Below are 24,051 nucleotides of genomic sequence, written 5' to 3'. Positions count from 1 at the left end.
CAGGGGCCGTGCCCCGCGCGGGCGATTCGAACAGCCGCCTCATGCCGGCTGCTCGGCTTCTTCTTCCTCGGCGTCCGCTTTCGTTTCCTCGCCTTGCCACAGCAGCCGCATCTCCGCGCTCGTCGCGAGCAGCTCGGCCAGCGTGCCTTCGGCTTCGATCCGTCCGTCCTTCAGCACGAGGATGTGATCGGCGCGCGCCAGCGCCGCCCGGCGATGGGACACCGCGATGCAGGTCACGTCCCGTTCCTTGAACAGCCGCTCCCACAGGAGTTTCTCCGTCTCGACGTCGAGCGCGCTCGACAGGTCGTCGAAGAGAAAGACGTCCGATTGCGTCAGGAGCATCCGGGCGGTGGCGGCTCGCTGGATCTGTCCGCCGGAGAGCATGACGCCGCGGGGACCGACGAACGTCTCGAGCCCGTTCTCCAGCGTGCGGAGGTCCTGCTCCATGACGGCCAGCCGAATGGCGCGTTCCAGCGCTTCCGGCGGGACGGGAGCGCCCTGCGTGATGTTCTCGCCCAGCGTATCGCTGAACAGCCGCGGCACTTGCGGCGTATACGACGTCCGGGGCGGCTTGAGGAACGCGGCCGGATCCTCGATCAGCCGGCCGTTCCACCGGATGCTGCCTTCCGACTTCGGCAGCAGGCCGAGGAGCGTGCGGACGAGCGTCGATTTGCCCGAGCCGATCCGGCCGGTGACGACGAGGAATTTGCCGCGTTCCAGGCGGAAGCCGACGTCGCGGATGCCGTTGTCCGAATTCGGATACGTGTAGGTCAGCCCTTGAACCTCCAGACGCTGCAAGCGGTCGCCTTCGTTCACGGCCGGATCTTCCACCTCCGGGGGATCCGCGTACAGGTGGATCGGGCTATGCTCGATGACGCGATCCTCCTCGCCGGGGCGGAACAGCCTCCGCATCCGGTCGAGCGCCACGCGCAGACGTTTGTGCTGGAAGACCATGTAGCCGAACAGCGAGACGCTGAACGAGAACGTGGTCAGATAGGACGTGAAGAGCGCGAAATCCCCGACGGTAAAGCGGCCCGCCTTCATCTCCGCGGCGCACATCAGCAGGATAACGCCGGTGCAGACGGTGAGCACGTGCTGGTTCATCGAGCGCATCCATTGCTTGAACAGATTGTCCCGCAGGGCCGCCTTCCGCCGGCTCTCGTTCAGCTCGAGGAACCGGTTCAGCACGTGGTCCTCCGCCCGTCCGAGCTTTACCGCCTGCACGGCGCCGAACGTCTCCGCGATGAAGCCCGTAATTCGGCCGGTCGCTTCCCGGTTCAACCGCGAATACCGCCGCGCCCGGTTGCCGGACAGATTGTTGAGCAGCGTGACGACGACGAGCGGGAGAATGGCGACCAGCGTGATCTGCCAATTGATGCGGGTCATGATCACGATGCAGGCCGTCGCGTAGATCAAGCGGCCCCAGAAGTCGACCCAGGATTCGACGTATTCGACGACTTCGTCCACGTCTTCCCGGAACCGGGTCATCGCGTCCCCGGGCGAGGTCGGCAGGTTGCGTCCGGGCCAGCGCATGATGCCGGCCAGCATGTTGCGGCGCAGGATGGCCTGCAGGTGATAGATGTACGTCACCCACTCGTAGAAAGCGGCGAAAAACATGCCGACGCGGGAGAAGCGGATCAACGCGACGACGATAAGCGGGATCGCGAGCCAGAGATAGTCGTGGGACTGGGTCGTCGTGCGGTCGAAGAACCATTTCATCCCGAGTCCGATGCCGACGGGCATCGCGTGGAAAATGCCCCACAACAAGCCGTTGATCACATAGAGCATGGGGTTATAGCAAAACAATCGCACCACGAATTGCGTGACGGTCATGCCAATTCCTCCTGTCGGTCGGCTCTCAGCAGCCGGGCGTATTCCGATGCCGGATCTTGCGCCAAGCTCGAGCGCGCGCCGAACTCGACGATGCGGCCCTGGCGCAGCACCATGATCTTGTCGACGCGGTCGAGCGTAGCCAGCCGGTGGGCGATCACGATGCCCGTGCACCGCTCCAGCAGCTGGTCCACGGCCTTCTGCAGAATCGCCTCCGTCGCGGCGTCCAGCCGCGAGGACGGCTCGTCGAGGATGACCAGGCTCGGCTGAGTCAGGAACACCCGCGTCAGCGCGAACAGCTGCGCCTCCCCCGCGGAGAGCGAAGCGCCGCCGGCGGCGAGGCGCGCGTCCAGCCCGCCCGGCATCGCCTCGATCCACGGACGAAGCCCGAGCCGCTCGGTCGTCTCGAGAATCGCGTCGTCCGCGAGCTGCGGGTTGAACAACGTCAGGTTGTCGCGAAGGGTGCCGTCGAACAGCTGCACGTCCTGCGTGACCATGCCGACTCTGCGATAGAGCGACGCCAGCTTCAAGTCGCGGATATCCGTGCCGCCGACCCGGATGACGCCGCCGTCCAAGTTATACAGCCGGAGCAGCAGCCGGCTGATGCTCGACTTGCCGCTCCCGGTCCGTCCGATGAGGCCGAGCCGTTCGCCCGGCTTCAAGCGAAAGGTGATGTCGTGCAGGATCCGCTGGTCCGCGTTGTAGCCGAAGCTCACGTGCTCGAACGCTACGGACAGCGGGCCTTGCGGCAGGTCGTCCTGCCCGCCTTCCGCGATCTCGCTTCGCAGCGCGAGCAGCTCTTGGGCGCGGCGCATGCCGGACTTCGCTTTCTGGAATTCCTGCAGCTGATCGCCGAGCTGCTCGATCGGATCGTTCAGCATTTGCGTGTACTGGAAGAAGAGGAACAGCATGCCGAGCGTGATCTGCCCCTGCACATACATGCGAACGCTCAGCATCAGCACCACGGTCACGGCGATCGTGAACAAGACGACCGTGACGTTCCACGGCAGCACGCGGCGCATCCAAGCCTTGCGGCCGGCGAGGAAGACCGCGCGCATCGCGCGGTGATAGCGGTTCATGAGCCGCGGCACGCCGCCGTTCGCCTGCACGTCCTCGATGCCCGCGATCCGCTCCTCGATCAGGCCGTACAGGGCGGCGTTCGCTTGACGCTCCGTTTGGGAGGCGCTTACGCCGATGTCGCGGAGGCGGAACATGACGCCGACGGACAGGACGGTAAAGACCGTCATCGTCGCGGCGATCGGCCAATTGTAGACGTACATGTAGCCGAGTATGCCCGCGAGCAGGACGAAGCTGCCCACGATTTTGGCGATGAACATGGCGAAGAAGTTCGACATGTGGGTCACGTCGCCGTCGATGCGTTCGATCATCTCGCCCGGCGACTTGACGTTATGGAATCGCATGTCGAGCCGCAAGACGTGCTTGAGCAGGTCGGCGCGAATTCGGTTGGTCGCCCGCCAGGAGACGTCGTTCCCCAGGTAGTCGACCGAGACCGTGAACAGTTGGTTGCATACGGCGACGACGAGATACAGTCCCGCCAGCGACAGCAGGCCGGAGACGCTCCCCGAGCCGGTCGCCCGGTCGATGAACCGTTGGACGATTTGCGGATTCACGAGCTGCAGCGCGGTCGTCGCGAGCAGCAGGAGCAGCAGCGCGAGCATCCGCCATTTGACGGGCCGCAAGTAGCGGAAAAGCCAGGTCATGGATGGTTTTGGCGGCATTGGCGGCATTGAAGGTTTTGACGGTTTCGGCATGCGCGTTCGGTTTTGCGGCATGATGCGGAGAACCCCTTTCTGTCGTTGGCAGTCGCGGCTGAACCGTGGCCGTGCAGGCGGGGACCTGGAGAAAACAATAAAAAGCTCCAGGCGCAACCGCCTGGAGCGAGGTATACAGGGGAATCAATGCATACGCACGGCAGGGTCAGCCAATGGTTTCAAGCCTATGCGGTTGGTTGGAATCGCGGCGATAGGGTTTGCCATTGGGAAGACCTCCTTTGCTCGATCCTTCGTTCGGGATCTGGAATAAGGACACTATATCACGGGCTTTCGAACAGCGTCAACCAGAATCTGGATGTTGGGCTCGGCTTCTCCTACAACCAGCCTGCGAAAGACGGCCACGCGCGATCCTGAGCCGGAATGGCCGTGTCGGGCCAGCCTTTCTGCCCGAGCTGGCGCGCGACGCCTACCGCCGCGCCTGCTCATGGCTGGTCCCCCTCCCCGTCTTCGATCAGCCTGCCGCGCAGATTCGAATCGGGCAGCGCGCAGCCAAGCCCGTCCCGGCCAAACCAGCGATAGCGACGGCGCGCGACGAAATCGTACGCGCGGTCGCGGATGAACGCGGGAATCAGGATTGCGACGTACAGCAGCGGCCACGGCCCGTCGAGCTCGCGCAGAACGCGAAGCGCCGCGCCGGATTTGACGTCGCAGCGCCCGTTCGCGATCATGACGAAGGAGTCTGCCGGCCCGGCGGCGGCGCGGCCGCGTCGATTCGGCTCGGATGCCATCGAACGGCCGCCATTCGTGGCGGCTGCGCGTTTTTCGGCTGCATGCCCTTCGTCTGTATTCCCATCGGCGGCATGACGTCCGGCTTCCGCCAATAACCGTCTCCCCGCGGCCGAATCGAGCGCGGCGAACCGAAACCGTCCCGCGGCATCGCGCTTGACGACGAAGCGCGCCAGCCAATGGCAGAGCGGACATTCCCCGTCGATCAGAAGGATGATGGCGTCCGCGTCCGACGCGGATATCTTCTTGTTCATGGCTGTCCCCTCCTCCCTATAGCGCCATTGTACGCCGTAGGCCGGAGGCTGCTCAGTGCCTACTTTCTTAGCCGCATGCCGAATAAGGGTACTACGCCCGGTAGTACCCTTAGTCACGCATCGAACGGTCAACCGATCCGCGGGGGCATCTCGCTGACCGACGCTCTCGCCCGCGAAAGAACGGCTGCCGACTCGGCAGCCTCGTCTTCCATTGTCGAATTACGGCGTTGGAACGCCGGCCGCGACCGGCAGCTGCCACACCTGAAACTTGTTGCCGTCCGGATCCTTGAAGTTCAGCTGCAAGCCGCAGCTTCCTTCGTCGCGGACCGTCTCCTCCATCCAGGCGCCAGCCTGCCGCAACGCTTCGTACATGCCCCGGATATCGTCCGTTTCGAAGCAGATCGGAAACATCTCGAACGGCGAGCCGTCCTCCGTCCAGCCGGTCGTCTCGAAGCGCAGCGGATGGCCTTCGCCGCAGGGCAGCAGGAACAACCATTGGCCGCTGTCCATGATCATAATCGCCCCGCGGCCAGGTTCGATCGGGGAGCGGAGCTTCAAGCCGAGCACGCGCTCGTACCACGCCGCCGACGCGGCCACGTCCTTGACCGGCAAATACGCGCATTCGATCCGTTTCAACAATGCCTTGTTCGCCATTTCCATTTCCTCCTCAAGGGTTACTGTCCGTCCCCTTACTAAACGATCCGGGAATCCCAACCCATACAGCCCGACCGAAAACATTTACGCGCCGAAAGCCGATACGGCGGTCCGGCACGCATACCGGAAGCTTACTTCCTGCGCCGGCCGATTCGCGAACACGCCGAGCAGCCTAAGAATCGCGTCCTGCGCGAGGTCCTCCGCGTCCCAGCCGCATCCCGTCAACCGCCGGCAATACCGCAGCAGCGGCAGTCTCATCGCATCCAGCCCGTCAAGCGGGCCTTTGTTTTCCGTTCGCATACGGTACTAATTCGGAGTCGGACAAAATTTTCCTTTCAGGCATGCAAAAAGCCGCAATCGATGCGGCTTCGATGGTATGATGATGGTGTCATGAAGACGGACAAATCCCGGCGGCGATTCGCCGTCCGATAGGAGGAAAAAACAATGCGCGTAACCGGCATTACCACACAGCTGCGCACGACGGATCTCGAGGCATCCATCCGCTTCTACACGGCTCGGGCCGGCATGGAGCTGGCCTTCCGGCACGGGGACTTCTATGCCGGCATTCGTGCCGGCAACCAGGAGTTCCACCTCAAGCTGGTCGATGAGCCGGACCCGTCCATCGCTTACACGCGCGAGGGCGAGCACTTCCATCTCTACTTCGCGACGGACGATGCCGCGTCCCTGGCTGCGTCGCTGAAAGCCCGGGGCGTGCGCCTGGCGCGGGACGTGCAAGAGACCGCATGGGGCACGAGGGAATTCGTGATCGAGGACGACCAGGGCCATACGCTCTACTTCGGCGAGGCGCTTATTCGTTAAGATAGGTCGTCACCCGGTTCTGAATCAGCTTCGCCGCTTCTTCCGCGGACTTTTGCCCGCCGAAGTAGGTGATCGCTTCTTCGCTGACGATGTTCATCAGTTGGCTGTCCGGCAGGGCGTAATTCGTCGCCGTGTCCATCAGCTGCGCGTACTGCGCGAATCGCTCGTCCGGGACGTCGACGGCCTTCCCGCCGGGCAGCTTGTACGTCCCGGCCTTCGCCTGCCGCCGCAGCTCGTCGAGCTGCGCCGCGTTCACCGATTTGAGCAGCGACATGCCCGGTCTGGCCGGCAGCGATTGCGCTTCCTTGGACAAGGCGTACGCGATGAACGCCCATGCCTTGTCTTGGACCGGCGATTTGGCGTTGACGGCGAGCTGGCCCTGCGGGATGATCCGCATGCCGTCCGGCTGGCCCGCCGCATGCGGCTTCTGTACCAGCACGGGATTGGCGAACAGCGCGTAAGGCCCGTTAATGAAGTCGGCCGGCGATTGCAGGACCGCCGAGTAGAACAATTGCTTGCCGGACGCCGCCGGATCCGCGCTCATGACGCGATCGTCGTACATCTGCTTGATCTGCTTCATCATCGCCGTGAATTCCGGTCCGTCGAAGCTCGCTTTGCGGGCAGCGGGATCCACGAAGGCCGGGTAATTGTCGATGAACATTTCTTGCAGCAGCATGTCCGGCGTATAATCGGTCATGGCGTACCGGCGTTCCTTGCCGCTTGCTTGCTCCCGTTCGATCGCCTGCCGCGCGAACGCCGCGAAATCGGTCCAAGTCCACTTCCGTTCGTCGTAACTTTGAGTCTGCAGCGCGTCGCCGTCGCCGATGAACGCCCGCAAGGAAAATCCGGCGGGAACGGCATAGGTGCCGCCGTCCAGCTTGACCGCCTGCAGGATGTTCGTTTCCAGATCGTCGCGATCGAGCTCCTTCTCCTGCGCCAGCCGGTCATCCAGATTCACGAACGTTTTTTTGTCCTGGTAATCCCGGATCGGCAGACTGTCGATCTCGTAGAGATCCGCGCCTTTCCCGGCCAACAGCTCCGTGTTGGCCGTTTTTTGGTATTCCTGGCCGTAGGCTTTGATTTGCACGTCGATCGCCGGATATTTCGCTTCGAACCCTTTCTCCAGCGCCGCGTAATAGTCGCTCTGCTTCTGAATCGCCAGCTTCAGCGCGGTCTTCCCCTTCGCGGTGCCTTGCTCGCTGCCGGCTGCGGGTTCGGACCCTTCGTCTCCGGAGGCGCAGCCGGTCGCGGCCATGGCCAGCAGACCGGCCGCGCATAGGATCAGCCATTTGTTCATGCGTTCATTCCTCCCATTCGATGCCCCGCCGCGGCGCGCGGCTATTGCAGCCGTACGCGGTCGCCGTCCTGCAGGGGCTCGCTGCTCGCTTGGATGATCAGGTCGTGCTCGTAAATCGTATCCGATCGAATCATCGTCTCCGTGCCGTTCGACCGGCTTTCCTTCAGCGGGACCTTGCGCGCGATATAGACGTTGCCGAGCGCGCCCCGCCGCTCTTCGATCCGAAAGACATAGTCTCCGTCGCGGTCCCGGTGAACGGCGCCGCCGGATACGATCCATCCTTCTTCGCTCGAACGCTTCTCCAGCCGGAGATGCGCCTGCTCACCTCCTTTCAGCCCGGGGTCGGCAAGCTGAATCCGCAGCCGCTTTTGCGGGATCGCCGCCGCGGCCTCGCCGGACGAAACGTCCGCCCGCGGTCCGGTATCGGCGAGCTCGGCCACGGTCCCTTTCACGGTTCGCGGCGGCCGGCCCGACGCGGCGACGGCGACGTCGATCCGCTGCCCGAGCGCGACGCCGAGGTCGGACGCGAGCGCCGCATCCACGGCGAGCTCGAACCGGAACCCCTGGCCGCTGCCGGCCATAACCGCATCCGGCTCTCCGCCGGGCGCCGAGCCTTCCACGGCATGCAGAGCCGTGATCGTGCCGTCGTACGGCGCCGTCAGCTTCCGCTCGTCGTCCAGTTTCTTCCGAAGTCCGCCCAACTTCCGCTCCTGCGTCGCCAGGTCGAGCTTCTGCGCGTCGATGTCGCGCTTCGCGCCGCGAATCTGGAAGGGATCGCCATCCCTCGCGAGCTGTATGTAGCGGTCTTGCGCGCTCTCTAGTTCGAGCTTCATCTTTGCGAGCAGGGCCGTCTCGTCCGCCAGCTCTTGCTCGGCCGCCGAAGCGTCGTAGGTGATCAGCGTCTGGCCTTTCTTCACCCGATCCCCTTCCCGGACAAGAATGTCCCGCACTTTCCAGCCGGCAGGATTCGCCAGCGACGCGACCGTTACGGGCTGGACCGTGCCGCTGCCCTCGAGCGCGAACGCGAGGCTTCCGCTTGCCGCTTCCTCCGCGGTCACCTTCGGCAGGGTGAACGACAGCAGCGTATGGCTGAAAAAGGTAAAAAACAACAACAATCCCGTTCCGGCGAGAAACAGCAAACGAATCGTTCGTTTGCGCCCGCGGTCGGCCGTTTCCTCTCGCATCTTCCGTTCTACTCCTCTGCACAGTTTGGCCGATGACCGGCTACCCCTTGATGCCCGACAATTGGACGCCCTCGATGAAATACGTTTCCGCGTACAGGAACAGCAGCACCATCGGCGCCATATAGACGACCGAGGCGGCGAACGCGATTCCTTTGTCCGCGCTCAGCTGCGCCAGGAAGACGGACAGCGGCTGCTTGAACGGATCCTGCAAAAAAACGAGCGGCTGCTCCACCATGTTCCAATAATCCACGAATAGCAGAATGACGAGCGCGGCGATGCCCGGCTTCACCATCGGGAGGATAATCGTACGGAAAATCCGGACATGGCCGGCGCCGTCGATCTTCGCCGCTTCGATGTAGGCATAGGGGATGTGCAGCATGAATTGCCGGAGCATGAACACGCCGAACGCCGCGAAGATGCCCGGCAGGATGATGGCGCCCCGGCTGTTCATCAGTCCCAGCTTATCCGCCATGATATAATTGGGCACCAGCGTGACCTGGAACGGCATCAGCATCGTCAGCAGGTACGCGAGAAACAGCGGATCGCGACCGCGAAACCGCAGCTTGGCCAGCGCATAGGCGGCGCAAGCGGCGACGGCGGTCTGCCCCGCGATGATCGGCGCGACCAGCCCCGCCGAATTCCAGAAGAGCTTCAAGTAATCCGGGGTATCGATCAATAGTTTGCGGTATTGCTCCAGCGACGCTTGATCCGGCACCAGCTTCACGTTCGCGAAGGGCGCTTCCCTTCCCGGCTGCCCCGCTTCCGTCTGCCCGACGGAGCCGTAGTCGATGCCGATCTCCATGCCGGTCATGAACGAATCGGCGCACGTGAGGACGACGGGGAACAGCATCAACAGCGCGACGGCTCCCAGTATGAGCGTTAGCGCGCCTTTTTGCGCGATCTTAAGCGCGGACATGAACGTGTTCCACCTCCGTTCCAGCGACTTCCAAAAATTGCTAATCAACTCCCGCGCCAATCGCCGAAGGCTAGTCCATGAACCGCCGGTATCGCCGTTCCAGCGCGAACAATCCCAGCACGATCAGCAGGAAGCACGCGGCCATCAGCGTCGCGCCCGCCGTCAGCTTCTGCGGGTCCATCGACATGAACATGTTGTTCATGTAGTGCTGCAGCATATAGATGCTGTCATGCGGATATTCGCCGGCGATCAGGTACGTCTCCCGGAACACCTTGAACGAGTTCATGATCGATACGACGACGACGAAGAACGTCGTGGAGGTCAGATACACCAGCGTCACGCTGCCGAACTGGCGAAGGCGGCCCGCTCCCTCGATCCGGGCGGTCTCGTAATAATCTTGCGGAATCTGCTGCAGCCCCGCCAGGAACAGAATGATGGTGTAGCCGACGTTCTTCCACAGGTAGAAAGCGATCACCGCGTAGCGGGCGGCAGCCGACTTCATCCAATCGACGCGATCGAAGCCGAACCACGCGAGCCAAGCGTTCAAGGCGCCGTTCCAGTCCAGCAGGATCTGCCAAATCAGGACGACGGACGCCACCGGCACCACGAGCGGCAGCACATAGGCGGTTCGCAGCCATCGGCGCAGGTAGCTGCCGCGGTTCAGCAGCAGGGCGAGCGTCAGCGACAGCGCAAGGTTGAGCGGCACGCTTACCGCGCTGAAGAAGAACGTATTGGCCGCCGCCTTGCGGAACGAGCCGCTCGCGAGCAATTCGCGGTAATTGGCCAGCCCGGCGAAATGGCCGCCATCCGGCCCGGCCAGGAAGGAATCGAACACGCTCATGGCAAACGGGATCAAATAGAACAGCGCGAACCCGATCAAGCTCGGCGCCAAAAACGCCCAGGCTGCCGGCGCATCCCTGCGGCGCAGCGAACTCCAAAACCTCATGGCCGAATCCCTCCCGTCCTTCTTGCTTATAGCCTAAGGCAGACTCATTAAGAAAAAAGCGGCAGAAAGTAAAGTTTCCCTTAAACGATGGGCGGGGCTGGAGAGAAAGATTATTTAATGACATAAACCATCGGAATCGCGGATCTATGGCCGGGGAGCGTCAAACGAATATTGAATTACATAACAATTATTATGTTAACCAAAAGAACTTAACGTTATTAATAATTTGGTCTCCTAGATAACGAACGCAAATCTCCAGTTCGCTCGACTTGGCAAAACCAAAAAAACCTTAGGACCGGATCGCGCGTTCCAGAAACAAAAAAAAAGAGACCCGCGGCAAAAACCGCGGGCCAACGTGTTTATTTTAAAAAGGGGGTCGAGTTCTAGTATAGGCTTGTTTCGTTATGGCAGGATGAACGCAACATTGCAATCGTATTACATTTGTTAACGACCGCTTTACGTTCCCTGCCGCAACCGTCTAACCGTTCGTCCCCTTGCGCAGCGGCCTGAACGCCGCCCGCAGCTCTTCCGTAAACAAAGCCGGCTGTTCCCATGCCGCGAAATGCCCGCCTTTATTCACCCTGCTGAAGTAGATTAGATTCGGGTACGCCTGCTTGGCCCAGCTCTCCGGGGCTTGATAGAGCTCGTCGGGGAAGACGCTGATCGCGGCCGGGATCTTGACGCCCTTCGCGGTAAAAAAGGGATGCTTGTTCTCCCAGTAGAGGCGAGCCGAGGAGATCGGCGTATTCGTCAGCCAGTACATCGTGATGTTGTCGAGCGCGTCGTCCCGCGACAGTCCCTCGGGCTGTCCGGCGAACGCCCGGCTGATCAGCTCCAGGCTCTTCGCGTCGTGATCGAGCATGAAGGCGGCCAGCCCGACGGGCGAATCGGCCAGTCCGGTCAAGGTTTGCGGACGCGTGCCCATGAGCTCGGCGTAGCCGATGTGACCGTAGACGTAAGCCAGCTCGTTCCACGCGCGCTGCTCGTCTTCTGATAGTCCGGAGGGCATCGGACTGCGGCATGTCAGGGCTTGATGGATGTGAACCGGCACGGTTCCCGGCATGTTGGAATGAATGCCGAGCAAGCCTTTCGGCTGCTGCACGCCCATCAAGTCCGTGATGATGGCTCCCCAATCCCCGCCCTGCGCCACGTACTTGTCGTAGCCCAGACGCTTCATGAGCACGTCCCACGCGCGGGCGATGCGGTCGGGATCCCAGCCGGTCGTCGTCGGTTTGGAGGAAAATCCGTAGCCGGGAATGGACGGTATCACGACATCGAACGCATCCTCCGCTTTGCCGCCGTACGCCGTCGGGTCCGTCAGCGGCCCGATGATTTTCAGCATCTCGATGAACGAGCCCGGCCAGCCATGCGTGAGGATGATCGGCAGCGCGCCTTTATGCTTCGAGCGCACGTGGATGAAGTGAATGTCTTCGCCGTCGATCGTCGTGACGAATTGCGGAATCGTATTCAGCCGGTTCTCGAATTTACGCCAATCGTAATCCGCGGCCCAGTAATGCGCGAGCGCCTGGATGGTGGCGAGCTGCACGCCTTGCGATTGGTCGGATACCGTTTCCTTGTCCGGCCACCGGGTCGCCAGAATGCGCCTGCGCAGGTCGGCCAGCTCCGCATCGGGAACATGCACGCGAAACGGCCGAATGGCCGCCGTCTCCTTACGCCCGCCGGCCATTGCCTTATGAATAGGCGTCGCATCGGACGGCAGCTGGGCGACGGCAATCGTCCCGAAGCTCGTCAAGCCCATGGCCAGCGCCAAAATCATCGTCATTCGCTTGCGGAAGTTGTCCCTCATGAATCAAGCGCTCCAATCGATTAGGTCGTGTTGTGGATAGCCTGCCTTGCATTAAGTTCCAACCGCCGGGCGATTTCTATTCGTGGGCGCAACGACAAAAAAAACGGCGCGAGGGTTTCCCCCTTCGCGCCGCCATGGTCCTTCCCGACTCGGACGATCAACGTTTGAGCAGGTTAATATGGTCGAGGTTCGTGCTGCTGTTGAAGATAAACGCAAGCTTGTACTTGCCGCGGTTGTAGGTGATTTTTTGCTGGACCAGCGAACCGTTCCGGATGGCGACCGAGCCGGAAGGCTTGCCCCATTTGCCGAACAGCAGTTTCTTCGATATCCCGCCGATGTTCGTTTGCCGTTCGACCTGCGTGCCGAAGTAGCGCATTTCCCGAACCTTGTTCAGCTTGTAGGCGATGGCATAGCCGGGATGCCCCATCTCCGCGTGATACAAGTCGAACCCGTCCGCGTTCGTTCTCGTCTTGTCCGGTTGGCCGATCTTGCCGATGACGTTCTGGCGCGTGCTGGCCCCGATTGTCAATCCGCTCGCCTCGCCCGGGAATTGTCCGGCCAGCGCCGGTTTATAAAAGCCGTTCAACGTCTTCAGCGCCATCGCCGCGTCGCCGGCGTTGAACGGGCGGATTTTCCCGGCCGCTTCGCTGGCGCCGGCATGCGCGGCGGTACCGGATGCCGCGATCATGCCGGCGAGCGTGCCGACCAGCGCGATCGTTGTCACATAGTTCCTCATCTAATCCCTCCGGCGTTCGATTATCTGAATCTGAATCTGAGTCTGAGTGGGAATTCGAATCAACCCCGATAATTTACCCGGAAGCCCGGCGAATTAACCGCCTTCTTCGGCTTGATGAACCCTCTCGGATTCACCGCTGCGACGCGCGGCCCCGCGATCGAATTCGCGGCCCGCGCAAAAAAGGATCACGGCTTACCGCCATGATCCTTTCGCTTTAATCCAGCATTTTCATGTGCATGTCGATAATCGCGCGCAATTTAGCGCGGTCCGTTACGGTCTTCGCCATGACGGTCAGGCCGATGTAGGCGTTCATCAGCGAAGAAGCCAACCCTTCGGTATCCAGCGCGTCGCCGAGTTCGCCGGATTGCCGGCCGCGCGCGATCAGGTCGCGGAACCACTGCTCCGTCCGGCTCCAGTTGCGGAGCACGCGTTCCTTCGCTTCCGGGTCGTGCTTGGCCAGCTCGACCGCCGTATTGACGATGAAGCAGCCGTCCGGATGCGGTTGATCCGCTTGAAGGGTCGCTTCCAAGAGCATCCGAATGGCTTCCTTGGCGGAACGAGCCTCGGCGACGCGCGCCAGAACGGCCTGTTCGGTCATGTCGGCGTAGCGGTCCAAGGCTTTGAAGTACAACGCTTGCTTGTCGCCGAAGGTATCGTACATGCTGCCTTTATGAATCCCCATGTGCGCGACCAAATCCTTCATGGACGTCTTCTCGTAGCCCTGCTCCCAGAAGAGCCGCATCGCTTTCTCGATGACGGCGTCTTGATCGAATTCTTTCGTCCGTGCCATGGTTCGGTCCCCTTTCCGTTGCAGCCAATGTAGCATATCTGGAACAAACGGTCAAGAAAACGCCATCGAAACCGGCAGCGGTACGAATAGGCCGGCACGGCTGCAAAAAAAGCGCCTCCCCGCGATCGATGACGGCGAGGTGCCGGCTTCATCGCGGGAAGGCGCGCTAAAACTTGCGTCTTATTATCGTAATCGATGCTGTCCGCCTCGATTCGCTTTACCCCCAGGCGGAGAGCTCCATCTCGAATTCGTTCGCGAAATCCGGGCTGACCGGCGTGACCCGCACGTTGACGTTCGCCTTCCAGATGTCGATCGCGACGTCGGGACTCGACCCCTCGTAAACGTAGATTCCCTTGGCCAGCTGCTGGACCGGATCCAGCCTCGCCTTCCAGATGCCTTGCCTGCCGTCCGAGCCGACCGCTTCCACGCGGACGTCCTTATGCCAGATCGCGCCAAGCCCGATTTCGGCGCGGAACGCCGATTTGTTCAGGCCGATCCGGCTGCTGTTGTCGGCCAGAAGGTCCACTTTCCGCACATGGACGCCGGGCCACTGGCTGCGAATGAACTGCTTGTAGGCGGCTACCCTTGACGCGACCTCGAACCCGTCCGCGGCGAACCGCTTTCCCCTCGCGCTCGCGGGAATATACACCCGATTCCGGTATTCGTCCACCATCCGGTGGGTGTTGAAGACGGGCGCGAGCGAACAGATCGACTCCTTCATGAGGTTCACCCAGTCCATCGGGATCTTCCGTTCGCCCCGCTTGTAATACAGCGGCACGATCTCTTCCTCCAGCAGCCGATAGAGCGCTTCGCTGTCCCGCGCCGCCTGGAGCTCCGCGTCGGCGTCCGCCGCGCTCTCGATGGCCCAGCCGTTCCGCCCGTTGTAGCCTTCGACCCACCAACCGTCCAGGACGCTGCAATTGAGCACGCCGTTCAGGGCGGCCTTTTGCCCGCTCGTGCCGCTAGCTTCCATCGGCTTCGTCGGCGTGTTGAGCCAGACGTCGACGCCTTGGACGAGCTTCTTCGCGCGATCCATCGCGTAGTCCTCGATCAGGTGGACGCGGCCCTTGAACCGGTCCTCGCGGGACAAATGCACGATCCTGCGGATCAGCTCCCGTCCCGGTCCGTCCGCGGGATGCGCTTTGCCCGAGAACACCAGGCACACGGGACGCCGCGCGTCGCCCAGCAGGCGCGCGAGCCGGTCCGGGTCGCTGAAGATCAGCAACGCCCGCTTATAGGTCGCGAACCGTCTGGCAAACCCGATGACCAGCGGCCCTTCGCCCGACGCGTCGAGCGGCAGGCCGAACGCCGCGATAAGGCTCGCCTTCGCCTGTTGATGCGCCGCCCACAGCTCTTGATGCGGAATATCGCGGACGGCTCGCCACGTCTCCGGATCTGCCGTCCGAACGGTCCAGTCGGACGGCAGATACCGGTCGAACAGTTCCTTCATCCCGGTTGCCAGCCAGGTCCCGATATGAATGCCGTTCGTGACCGAGTCGACGGGAACGTCCGGCTTCGGAATATGCGGCATCCACCGGCGGAACAGCTCCCGCGTCACGTCGCCGTGAAGCTTGCTCACGCCGTTCACCCTCGACGAGGTGCTGACGGCCAGACGCGTCATGTTGAACGCGCCGTCCGCGCGGCCAAGCGACAGGATCCGCTCGCGGTCCGTCCCGAGCTGCCAGTAATAGTCGCCGAAATAACGGTCCATCTGGTCGAAGGAGAAGACGTCGTGTCCGGCCGGTACCGGCGTGTGCGTCGTAAAGACGGTGCTGGCTTTGACCGCTTCGAGCGCCGTCTCGAACGGCACGTCTTCCGCGGAAAGCATGCGGATGCGCTCCAGCGTCAGGAACGCGCAGTGCCCTTCGTTCATATGCCAGACGTCCGGCCGGATGCCGAGCGCCGCAAGCAGCCTCGTGCCGCCGATGCCGAGGAGCATTTCTTGACAGATCCGGATGTCGTGATCGGCGGGATACAGCGTGTCGGTCAACCGCCGGTCCGCCTCGCCGTTCGATTCGACGTCCGTGCTCAGCAGGTAGAGCGTGACGGAGCCGAGCCGAACGGACCACGCCTTGGCATGCACCTTCCTGCCGCCCAGCGGAACCTCGATGACGATCGGCCGGCCGTTGTCGTCCCGCACGGGCCGCACCCGATAGACGCTGGCCTCCGGATCGACCGCGGGATAGAGATGCTGCTGCGCGCCGCCCTCGTCGATGCGCTGCCGGAAATACCCATTGCCGTAAAATATGCCAACGCCCGTAAGCGTTACGTTCAAATCTGCCGCTGCCTTTATATGGTCGCCCGCCAATATGCCAAGACCGCCCGAGTAAATCGGCAAGGATTCATCAAGTCCGAACTCCGCCGAGAAATACGCGATTTCGCAAGATTGCATCGTCCCACCTCATTTTCGCTCATCATTGCGCGTTAGCCATGTAAGCGCCTAACCCGGCGCCTCTATACTATATGCCGGTTTGAGGTACGCGTGCCTATGGCAAGCCCGTGCCGCCGCAGGGCGAGCCGTCGCCGATAAGCGCGAATCGGGCGGATATTCCGGATTAGAACCTGATGCGCCGAAAAATAAAAAAAGCCCGCGCCGGGCGCGGACTTGTTGCGAACTTGGCCGAATGGCGGCGAAGGCGGTCGAGCGGACGCGGATCGGAAGCTTGAACGGCTTCCGATCGCTTCGTCCGGCTGCTTATTGCGGCATCCCGCCGTTCATCGGAGGTACGTGCATGCCGCCGTTCATCATCGGGGAAGGACTCATGCCGCCCGTCATGCCCATGCCCATGGGATTCAAGCCCGCCGCGGGCTGGTACGCGTTCAGCGTCGTCTCCGTCGTGATCTCCTTCATCGTCGGCACTTGATAGTAGCCCGCCTGATTCATGTACTGCCAGATCTCGTAGGCTTGCTCGGAACAATTGACCGCGCCTTGCTGCAGGTTGGCGCGCAGCTGCGGGTTCGCGCATTCGAGCGCGGCAATGATCTTCATGGTCGCGCCGGCTTTATGAAGATTCAATAAAGCGAATGCGACGTCGCGGTCGTCGATCCGATTGTCCGGGCTCAGCGGAACCGGATGGTCGAGCCCGTATACGGGCGCGGCGTTCCGCGGCATGCCGTACGGGGCCGCCGGCGGGGCGGCGTACATGCCCTGCTGCGCGCCGGCGAGCTGCTGAACCGCTTGAACGCAGTGATTATAGGATTGGATGGCGAATTGGAGCTGCTTGTCCGCGATCTGCGCCAGCCGCTGGTCTTGGATGTGCGGCCGGTACAGCCTCATGGTGTTGATGTCCGATACGGATGCGGCCAGCAGTTCGTGAAGCTCCATGGTTTCGTGCGCGCCTAAATTCGCTGCCATGATCGTTCGTTTCCTCCTCTGATGAACGTACGGTTGTGGGGCTTGCGGTGGCTTAAACGACGTTCGGTAACCGGACCGGGTTCGGCAACCCGTGTTAGCGTGCCAAACCGAGATCGTTGTTATGCAGGCGTCTAAGGATAGATCCCGGATGCCCCTTCGTCCAAAATCCCGCATGCCAAGAGCCGCGTTCGACGAGAACGCGGCTCTTGGCATGCGGGTACGCTTCTTGTTGTTCAACCGTTAACGGTTGGACTGAATGGGCGGCGAGGCCTCATAAACCGCTCGTCAGCCTTCGCCCGCTTCCTTCTTCGCGGCGAGCTTCCGGCGATATTCCAGCGCGGGAAGTCCGCCCCAGCCCCAATTGTCGGTGTCGACCTCTTCGATGACGACGAAGGTCGATTCCAGGGGCTTGTTCAGCACGTCGCGGAGCAATTCGCTGACGCCTTTGATGAGCGCGGCCTTTTCCTCCGCGGTGACGGAATCGCGCTCGGGCGTGCTGCCTTCGCGGGTGACTTGGATATTAACGATCGGCATGATGAATGTCCTCCATTCGGTTCGTGTTAGTATGGAGCAATCGGGAATCTCGATGCTTTCGCGGCCGGCAACGTTCGCGATCCGCTTACGGCCGCCCGAAGGCGCGCAGCAGATCGGCGGGCGACTGCAGCCCCGTTAAGGCCGTCTTCTCGTTGATGATGTAGTACGGCACGCCTCGGATGCCGAGCTTCCGCGCGCTGCGCTGACCCGCCTCCACGTGCTCCAGTCCTTCGCCCTCGAGCAATCGGGCCTTGAGCGCCGCGGGATCGTCCGTGATGCCGGCCGCCCGCGCGATTTCCGCAAGCTCGTCCGCGTCGCCGAGATCAACGCCTTGTTCGAAATAAGCCGTGTATAAGCGGTCGATCAATTCCGATTGCCGGTCCGCGGGCGTCAAGGCGATCAATTGATGCGACAGCGTCGTGTTCGGCGTTACCTTCACCAAATCCATGTTGTACCGCAAACCGAAATGAGCTCCGGTCTCGTTGTATTGCTTCATTCTCGCTTCGAATTGCGCCGTTCCGCCCAATCGGGCGATCATCACCTTCCGGTAGTCCTCGCCTTCCGGGCGAATGCCGGGATTCAGCTGATAGGCATGATAACGGACCGTGGCGGTCGTCCCTTCGGGCAGCTCCCCGAGCGCGGCGTTCAGGCTTGCCGCCCCCATTCGGCACCAGGGACAGACGGTATCCATATAAACGTCGATCGTTACGTTCCCGTTCATATTAGGCCTCCGCCGCCGGCTGAACCGTCATCAGATGGCGCACATAGTCTTTGCTGCTTTGCGCGAGGCGTTCCGGGGTCACGTCGGACGTGTCGTTCACCGCGAAGTGCGGCAGATAGACGGCGCTGATGAACCGGGCAAGCGCTTGAACCGGCGCCAGAATTTGATCCAGCGTGTAGCGGTTGGAGCCCGTCGGCTGGTACGATTCCGCCGTGCCGTACGTCGAGATCGCGACCCCGATTTGCTTGCCGGTCGTCTTGTCCGCCTCCGGACCGTACGCCCAATTGTACAAGAGCACGGCGTCGAACCATTTCTTGAGCAGCGGCGGCGTGCTGTACCAGTACAGCGGGTATTGGAAGATAATCCGGTCATGCGCTTCGACGAGCCGCTGCTCCCGCTGCACGTCGATGCGTTCGTCCGGGTATTCCTTGTACAGGTCGTGAATCGTGATGTCGGACTGCTTCTTCAGCTCCTCGACCCACGCTTTGTTCCAGTTGGAGGCCTCGAGATTCGGATGCGTGACGATGATCAATGTTTTCATGTAGATGGCTCCGTTCTATCGTTAGGATTGGTGGAAAAAGGACGCTTGATGCATGAAGAGACTTTCCTGCTTCTGAATAAGGGGGCCGTCCAGCTCGGACGTCCGTCTGACTTCGAGCCATTCGGGATCGTTGCGGAAACGCTCGTAATTCGCGTCGCGCGCTTCCATGTCGGGATGCTCGACGACATAATACAGCCGGTTGCGGGCTTCGTCCGCGTCCTGCCAGAATTGCGTGATCGTCATTCCGTGCTTCCGGAACAAGTCGACCGCATGATCGCGGAACCGGTCGAGAAGCGCCGGCATCTTGCCCGGCGTCACGTCGTACATTCGCAGCTCGTACAACATCGGGTACACCTCCGATTGTTCGTTTTGCATTTCATCTATCTATTAAAAGGTAGACTACAGAGGAAAAAAGAATCCGCTTCGCCCGTTACGTCAAAGCGGATAGGAGGCTTTCGGCGATCATGCTGAACCGATTCGCGTCCCGAAAGCTTCTTGCGAGCAGCTGCGCCCCCTGAAGCGACGCCAAAATCTGATGCGCCCGGACGTTCGCGGCGCCCTCGAAGCGCAAATGCCCTTCGCGGCGTCCTTCTTCCAGCACGCGCTCCACCCACGCCAGGTTCGACGTGAAAAACGCGGCGAGCTTCTCGCGGACCTGCTCCGACAAGGTGGCCAAATCGGACGACAGCATGACGCTCAAGCACGTGCAGTACGTATCGACCGGGATGCCGAAGATCGCCACGTAGCTGCGCATCTTGCGTAGGTTGTTCAACGACTCCGCGTCGATTCGGGCAATTTCGGCGAGGAACTCTCTGTGGTATCTGGCGATAAGCGCTTCTCCCAGATCTTCCTTGTTCGGGAAGTGGTAGTGAATGCTCGCCGTGCGAATGCCGATTTTGCTAGCGATATGCGCGTAGCTGAATCCGTTGAATCCGACCTCTTGCACGAGGGCTTGAGCCGTATCGAGAATCAACTCCGCCGTGTTTTTATTGTTGGTCATGGTTGCATTCTACCTTCTAGTAGATACAAAGTCAAGCGGCCGATCCCGTTAAAATCCTCCAATCCACGAAGCTCGTCCGGTCACCGCAGCCGGAAGCGTCGGTCAGCCTTTCCGGGCGAGCTTCTCCCGAACGCGCGGCGCGACTTCGGTGCCCATTAAACGAATGGCGTTCATGACCTGGTCGTGCGGCATCGTGCCGGTCGGCAAATGCAGGAAGAACCGCGAGAAGCCGAGCTGCTCGCTCATGAACAGGATCTTATCGGCCACCGTCCGAGGATCGCCGACGTACAAGGAGCCTTCGGGTCCGCGCGAAGCATCGAAGTAGGCCCGGCTGTACGTGCCCCAGCCGCGCTCGCCGCCGAAATAATCCATCGACGCTTTGGTCGGCGGGTAATACTGGTCGGCCGCCAGCGAGTCGCTCTCCGCGACGAACCCGAGGGAATGCAGCGCGACGCGCAGCTTCGACGGATCGTGTCCCGCGCGGGCCGCCGCGTTCTTGTAGAGCTGCACGACCGGCGCGAACTTCAGCGGATCGCCGCCGATGATCGCCAAGACGAGCGGCAGACCGAGCACGCCGGCGCGAATGGCCGACTCCGGATTCCCGCCGCTGCCGATCCAGACCGGCAGCGGGTCCTGCACCGGACGCGGATACACCCCCAGATTCGTGAACGCCGGACGATGTCCGCCTCTCCAGGTGACGCGCTCGGCGTCCCTGATTTTGAGCAGCAGCTCCAGTTTCTCTTCGAACAGCTCTTCATAATCGTCCAGATCGTAGCCGAATAGCGGAAACGCGTCGACCAGCGAGCCGCGGCCGACGATGATCTCCGCCCGTCCGTTCGAGATGCCGTCCAGCGTGGCGAACTGCTGGAAGACGCGTACCGGATCCGCCGCGGAGAGCACCGTCACCGAGCTTGTCAGCCGGATGTTCTCGGTCATCGGGGCGGCGGCGGCCAGCACCATGGCCGACGCGGAATCCGCGAACTCCTTCCGATGGTGCTCGCCGACGCCGAAGATATCCAATCCGACCTTGTCCGCCTGCACGATCTCTTCCACCACCTCGCGCAATCGCTGCGCGTGGCTCATCATTCGGCCCGTCTTCGGGTCCGGCGTGGTTTCCACAAAAGAATCGATTCCGATTTCCACGTTAAGTCCTCCCATGTTGTCCATTGTCCAGATGCGATCCGTTCGAAGCCGCGCCGTCGCCGATTGCGCCGTTTCTTCGCTGCTGGATCCCGTAGCCGATTTTTTTCAGCACGCGAATCAGCTCGCGCTTCTCCTCGTCCGTCGCGTCGGACAGATGATCGGTGATGGTCGCGACGTGCTTGGGGAAAATCGTATCGAAGTAACTGCGTCCTTCCCCGGTCAAGGCGACGTTCGTCTTCCGCCGATCGCCCGGAATCGGCTGCCGCTCCACGTACCCCTGCTTCTCCAGCTTATCGACGACGTAGGTAATGCTTCCGCTCGGGATCGCGAAGGTATCGCTTATTTTCTGTACCGGATGCGGACCCTTGCTGTAGAGAAATTCCAAGATGCGGAACGTCTCCAAACTAAGCCCGTAGCCGCGAATTTCGCTCTCCAGGCTTCCGTAGAACTCGCTGACCATATTGCGGATGACGCGCGTCAGCCGCAGGTCCAGCGCCTTCCCTTCTTCATGGCGTTCCGTCAAGGCTCGGCCAGCCCCCTTCAATGGCTTGGCGAAGACCGGAATGCTCCGGCCCGCGTCGGCGGATTAAAATATCCTATAATTATTTAATCCACTATTAAACAAAATAAAGCTAGTTCAATCGTTTGTCAACCGGCGATTCTCTTCCGTCCGTTCGCGCGCTCCCCTTTCGCTGGCCTGCGAACCCGAAAAAGCCGTGATTCCCGCGGCGGCTTGTCTGTCTCATGACGCGTTAAGGCCGTCGCTTCCTTCCCGGCTCCTCGCCCCGCCGCCCTGTGCGAATCGGACGTCGCTTCGCCGCCGTTTCGGCCGATTTCCTGATCAAATTCTTTGTCATGATTTTTCGAAGCGGCTTCCCCGCCCATGCGCCGGCGCAACGGCAAAAAACCCGAGATCCATGTCTCGGGCCTTTGCCGTCAGGCGCACGCAAGAATCGCCGGCTGCGGCTGCGCGCCGCGAATCCTGCTTTATTGGACCTGCTCGTCCGCCGACGGCCCGTAGAAGCCGGGCACCGGAATGTCGAGCAGCCGCAGATACACGCCGAGCTGCGCCCGGTGGTGGATCATGTGGCTGAATCCGATGGTGCGAAGCGCGAGCGCCCGCGGCCGGCGCATGATGATCCGGTCGCCGCTACGCAGCGTCCATTCCTCGCCGAGCGACTGCTCGTCGCTGTCGGCCAGCAGCTGCTCGAGCTTGGCGGCATTCGCGTCGAATTCCGCCAGAACGTCCGCGACGCGGGTCAGCGCTTCCCGCCGGCGCGGCACGGTCGCCAGATCGAGTTCCGGGCCTTCAATCATCGCGACCTGCCAGTTCAGCAAGTTGATCAGGTGCGTGGTCAAGCCGCCGAGCGTCATCGACTTCGCGTGCGGCCTCCACTCCAGCTGTTCCTCGGGCAATCGCTCCAGGATGCGGCGCGTGTTGGCCAGCTCATGCCGGGCATCCCCGATAATCAGTTCTTTCGCCATTGTTTTCCTCTCCTCGCTTTCAGGGCTAGTATACGCGAATCCCGGATGCGTGGAAAGGCTTTCTTGCATGAAGATTCGATGGCACGGTGCCCGCTTGCCGAAACGCAAAAAAGCCGCGGCAACCGCGGCTTTCATAAGACGCAGGGCGCTTCCCGGCACCGGACGGCGTTCGCTACCGGAAGCGCCCGTACAAAGAGGAACCGGCCCACCTCCCGGATCACGTCTGCGGAACGGGTGCCTTCCGCTTGCGGATCAGCGTCATGCCCAAATTGCAGAGCGGCAGCAGGCAAGCCGATCCGAGACTCACGACCGGAAGCATGCGGGTATCGTACGCGACCAGCGCCGCCGGGATCGGAAGGCTGTTGACCGTGACGCCGAAGATGAACGCGCCGGCCGGAATATAAAGGGGCTTCAACGTCTTCAGCCCGAAAATCCGGCCCGAAATCTTCACGAATACGTATTGGACGGTAATGACTTCGTACAACGTCAAAATCGTCCAAATCGCGATGATGGTGATCTCGATGCGTTCGATGTATTCCCCGAATTTCACCAGTTGAATGGCGGAGAAGAACGGAAACGTCGCCGCCTTGAACAGGTGTTCGCCCAGGCTGCCCAACGAGAGGTACGTCGCCAGCAGCAAGTACACGCAAGACATGACGACGGCGATGCTGCAGGCTTTGAACAGCTTCTTCTGCTCCGTGACCTCGGAGAACAAGTAGGACATGACGACCGATTTGCCGAACGGAAACCCGTACGACATCATCGTGCCGAAGACCATGATCGGGAATCCGTGCCGGAATTGCGGCATGAACGGGTTCATGTCCACGTTGCGATAGATGGACACGCAGATGACCAGGATCGCCACGGCGAAGAACGGAAGAATGACCAGCACGGAACGCGCGATCGCGTTAAGCCCGAGCGAGGCGGCATACGTCGTCACGATCAAGACGAGCAGCATGATCAGCTTCGGCGACGTATTCGGAAGGATGGCCGTCGTGTAGAAGAGCGAGATCGAGCGAAGCGAGAGGGTCGCGAGTCCGACCATGGTGATCGTATAGTAGCCCAACACCAATTTGCCGACCCATTTGCCGTAAAGCACTTCAATAATCTCGGTCATGTTCCGATGCGGGTATTGGTTCTGCACGTACGTATTGATTTTCAAGATGACGAGCACCCAGCAAACGGCCAATTCGTTGGCCATCCACACATCCTGCATGATCACCTTCGCTTCCAGCAAATACTGCGTCGAAAAGCCGGAGAGAAACGCAAAGCAGAGGCAAGTCAACTGGAACGGCGTGATACGCTGCGTGTTCACGTTACGGAATCACCTCCTCGATGCCTAACAGCCGCGATATGGTATGGTATAACGGCTTGTACATCCATGTGGTCAGGGACGACGCCGTCGGCATCAAGCGCCCGGCCGGGGGGATCATGTAGCCTGCCGCGGCGACCGAGAGCAGGACGACGACGAACGCTTCTCGCCGCAGCTGCCGATGCCACAACCGAGCGGACATCCAGAA

At 61.4% G+C, this 24,051-nt stretch carries 25 protein-coding genes and 1 pseudogene; 1 reads left to right on the top strand and 25 read right to left on the bottom strand.

The window, feature by feature from the left end:
- Positions 1–39 precede the first annotated feature (39 nt).
- The 5 genes from BMZ79_RS04380 to BMZ79_RS04360 form a co-directional block, all read right to left on the bottom strand.
- Complete coding sequence (locus tag BMZ79_RS04380) at positions 40–1,833, bottom strand: ABC transporter ATP-binding protein (protein WP_090636867.1); 1,794 nt, start codon at positions 1,831–1,833, stop codon at positions 40–42.
- Positions 1,830–3,551: an ABC transporter ATP-binding protein gene (locus BMZ79_RS04375; protein WP_256252542.1), complete on the bottom strand. Its 1,722-nt coding sequence runs from the start codon at positions 3,549–3,551 to the stop codon at positions 1,830–1,832. The genes BMZ79_RS04380 and BMZ79_RS04375 overlap by 4 nt, the downstream gene beginning before the upstream one ends.
- 494 nt (positions 3,552–4,045) lie before the next feature.
- Positions 4,046–4,603, bottom strand: a complete 558-nt coding sequence (locus BMZ79_RS04370) for a thiol-disulfide oxidoreductase DCC family protein (RefSeq protein ID WP_090636863.1) — start codon at positions 4,601–4,603, stop codon at positions 4,046–4,048.
- A 219-nt stretch (positions 4,604–4,822) separates the two neighbouring features.
- Positions 4,823–5,257 carry a VOC family protein gene (locus tag BMZ79_RS04365; RefSeq protein WP_090636861.1) on the bottom strand — a complete coding sequence of 145 codons (435 nt, stop codon included), beginning with the start codon at positions 5,255–5,257 and terminating at the stop codon, positions 4,823–4,825.
- Positions 5,258–5,341: 84 nt separating this feature from the next.
- A complete protein-coding gene (locus BMZ79_RS04360; RefSeq protein ID WP_090636860.1) occupies positions 5,342–5,557 on the bottom strand; it encodes a sigma factor in 216 nt (71 codons plus the stop codon).
- A gap of 144 nt (positions 5,558–5,701) precedes the next feature.
- Between BMZ79_RS04360 and BMZ79_RS04355 the strand changes: the two genes are divergently transcribed.
- Positions 5,702–6,076: a VOC family protein gene (locus tag BMZ79_RS04355; protein WP_090636858.1), complete on the top strand. Its 375-nt coding sequence runs from the start codon at positions 5,702–5,704 to the stop codon at positions 6,074–6,076.
- Here BMZ79_RS04355 and BMZ79_RS04350 read toward each other — a convergent pair.
- The 20 genes and pseudogenes from BMZ79_RS04350 to BMZ79_RS04255 all read right to left on the bottom strand — a co-directional run bounded on the left by BMZ79_RS04350 (position 6,066) and on the right by BMZ79_RS04255 (position 24,045).
- Entirely contained in the window at positions 6,066–7,373 is a 1,308-nt protein-coding gene (locus tag BMZ79_RS04350; RefSeq protein ID WP_090636856.1) for an ABC transporter substrate-binding protein, read from the bottom strand. The genes BMZ79_RS04355 and BMZ79_RS04350 overlap by 11 nt on opposite strands.
- Positions 7,374–7,414: 41 nt before the next feature.
- Positions 7,415–8,557, bottom strand: coding sequence for an efflux RND transporter periplasmic adaptor subunit (locus tag BMZ79_RS04345; RefSeq protein ID WP_090636854.1), 1,143 nt, complete (start codon positions 8,555–8,557; stop codon positions 7,415–7,417).
- A 40-nt stretch (positions 8,558–8,597) separates the two neighbouring features.
- A complete protein-coding gene (locus BMZ79_RS04340) occupies positions 8,598–9,473 on the bottom strand; it encodes a carbohydrate ABC transporter permease (protein ID WP_090636852.1) in 876 nt (291 codons plus the stop codon).
- Positions 9,474–9,543: 70 nt separating this feature from the next.
- Positions 9,544–10,419, bottom strand: a complete 876-nt coding sequence (locus BMZ79_RS04335) for a carbohydrate ABC transporter permease (protein WP_090636850.1) — start codon at positions 10,417–10,419, stop codon at positions 9,544–9,546.
- A gap of 478 nt (positions 10,420–10,897) precedes the next feature.
- A complete protein-coding gene (locus BMZ79_RS04330; protein ID WP_090636848.1) occupies positions 10,898–12,226 on the bottom strand; it encodes an epoxide hydrolase family protein in 1,329 nt (442 codons plus the stop codon).
- 157 nt (positions 12,227–12,383) lie between these two features.
- Positions 12,384–12,962 (bottom strand): YjgB family protein, encoded by a 579-nt coding sequence (locus BMZ79_RS04325; protein WP_090636846.1) that lies wholly within the window; start codon positions 12,960–12,962, stop codon positions 12,384–12,386.
- 214 nt (positions 12,963–13,176) lie between these two features.
- A complete protein-coding gene (locus tag BMZ79_RS04320; RefSeq protein WP_090636844.1) occupies positions 13,177–13,752 on the bottom strand; it encodes a TetR/AcrR family transcriptional regulator in 576 nt (191 codons plus the stop codon).
- Positions 13,753–13,969: 217 nt separating this feature from the next.
- Complete coding sequence (gene glgP / locus BMZ79_RS04315) at positions 13,970–16,144, bottom strand: alpha-glucan family phosphorylase (protein WP_090636842.1); 2,175 nt, start codon at positions 16,142–16,144, stop codon at positions 13,970–13,972.
- Positions 16,145–16,447: 303 nt separating this feature from the next.
- Positions 16,448–17,107 (bottom strand): spore coat protein, encoded by a 660-nt coding sequence (locus BMZ79_RS04310; RefSeq protein WP_090636840.1) that lies wholly within the window; start codon positions 17,105–17,107, stop codon positions 16,448–16,450.
- A 285-nt stretch (positions 17,108–17,392) separates the two neighbouring features.
- Complete coding sequence (locus BMZ79_RS04305; protein WP_090636838.1) at positions 17,393–17,641, bottom strand: tautomerase family protein; 249 nt, start codon at positions 17,639–17,641, stop codon at positions 17,393–17,395.
- An 85-nt stretch (positions 17,642–17,726) separates the two neighbouring features.
- Positions 17,727–18,362 (bottom strand): DsbA family oxidoreductase, encoded by a 636-nt coding sequence (locus BMZ79_RS04300; protein WP_090636836.1) that lies wholly within the window; start codon positions 18,360–18,362, stop codon positions 17,727–17,729.
- Between the two features lies 1 nt (position 18,363).
- Positions 18,364–18,903: an NAD(P)H-dependent oxidoreductase gene (locus tag BMZ79_RS04295; protein WP_090636834.1), complete on the bottom strand. Its 540-nt coding sequence runs from the start codon at positions 18,901–18,903 to the stop codon at positions 18,364–18,366.
- Between the two features lie 21 nt (positions 18,904–18,924).
- Positions 18,925–19,278: an NIPSNAP family protein gene (locus BMZ79_RS04290; protein WP_256252541.1), complete on the bottom strand. Its 354-nt coding sequence runs from the start codon at positions 19,276–19,278 to the stop codon at positions 18,925–18,927.
- Positions 19,279–19,333: 55 nt separating this feature from the next.
- On the bottom strand, positions 19,334–19,903 hold the full coding sequence (locus BMZ79_RS04285) for a TetR/AcrR family transcriptional regulator (RefSeq protein ID WP_090636832.1): 570 nt from the start codon (positions 19,901–19,903) through the stop codon (positions 19,334–19,336).
- A 102-nt stretch (positions 19,904–20,005) separates the two neighbouring features.
- Positions 20,006–21,046 carry an Atu2307/SP_0267 family LLM class monooxygenase gene (locus BMZ79_RS04280; RefSeq protein ID WP_090636830.1) on the bottom strand — a complete coding sequence of 347 codons (1,041 nt, stop codon included), beginning with the start codon at positions 21,044–21,046 and terminating at the stop codon, positions 20,006–20,008.
- A gap of 1 nt (position 21,047) precedes the next feature.
- Positions 21,048–21,569 (bottom strand): MarR family winged helix-turn-helix transcriptional regulator, encoded by a 522-nt coding sequence (locus BMZ79_RS04275; protein ID WP_090636828.1) that lies wholly within the window; start codon positions 21,567–21,569, stop codon positions 21,048–21,050.
- A gap of 272 nt (positions 21,570–21,841) precedes the next feature.
- A pseudogene (locus tag BMZ79_RS35560) lies at positions 21,842–21,931 on the bottom strand (stress-induced protein, KGG, repeat-containing protein); the annotation flags it as partial.
- 102 nt (positions 21,932–22,033) lie between these two features.
- Positions 22,034–22,531: a DinB family protein gene (locus tag BMZ79_RS04265; protein ID WP_090636826.1), complete on the bottom strand. Its 498-nt coding sequence runs from the start codon at positions 22,529–22,531 to the stop codon at positions 22,034–22,036.
- Positions 22,532–22,748: 217 nt separating this feature from the next.
- Positions 22,749–23,846 carry a GerAB/ArcD/ProY family transporter gene (locus BMZ79_RS04260; RefSeq protein WP_090636824.1) on the bottom strand — a complete coding sequence of 366 codons (1,098 nt, stop codon included), beginning with the start codon at positions 23,844–23,846 and terminating at the stop codon, positions 22,749–22,751.
- 1 nt (position 23,847) lies between these two features.
- Positions 23,848–24,045 carry a hypothetical protein gene (locus BMZ79_RS04255; protein WP_177222004.1) on the bottom strand — a complete coding sequence of 66 codons (198 nt, stop codon included), beginning with the start codon at positions 24,043–24,045 and terminating at the stop codon, positions 23,848–23,850.
- Between the last annotated feature and the right edge of the window lie 6 nt (positions 24,046–24,051).

The organism is Paenibacillus sp. UNC496MF (assembly GCF_900113915.1).
Taxonomy (GTDB): Bacteria; Bacillota; Bacilli; order Paenibacillales; family Paenibacillaceae; genus Paenibacillus_Z; species Paenibacillus_Z artemisiicola.
Note: the sequence above shows the minus strand (reverse complement) of the source record. Positions and strands in the feature narration are given on the sequence as shown.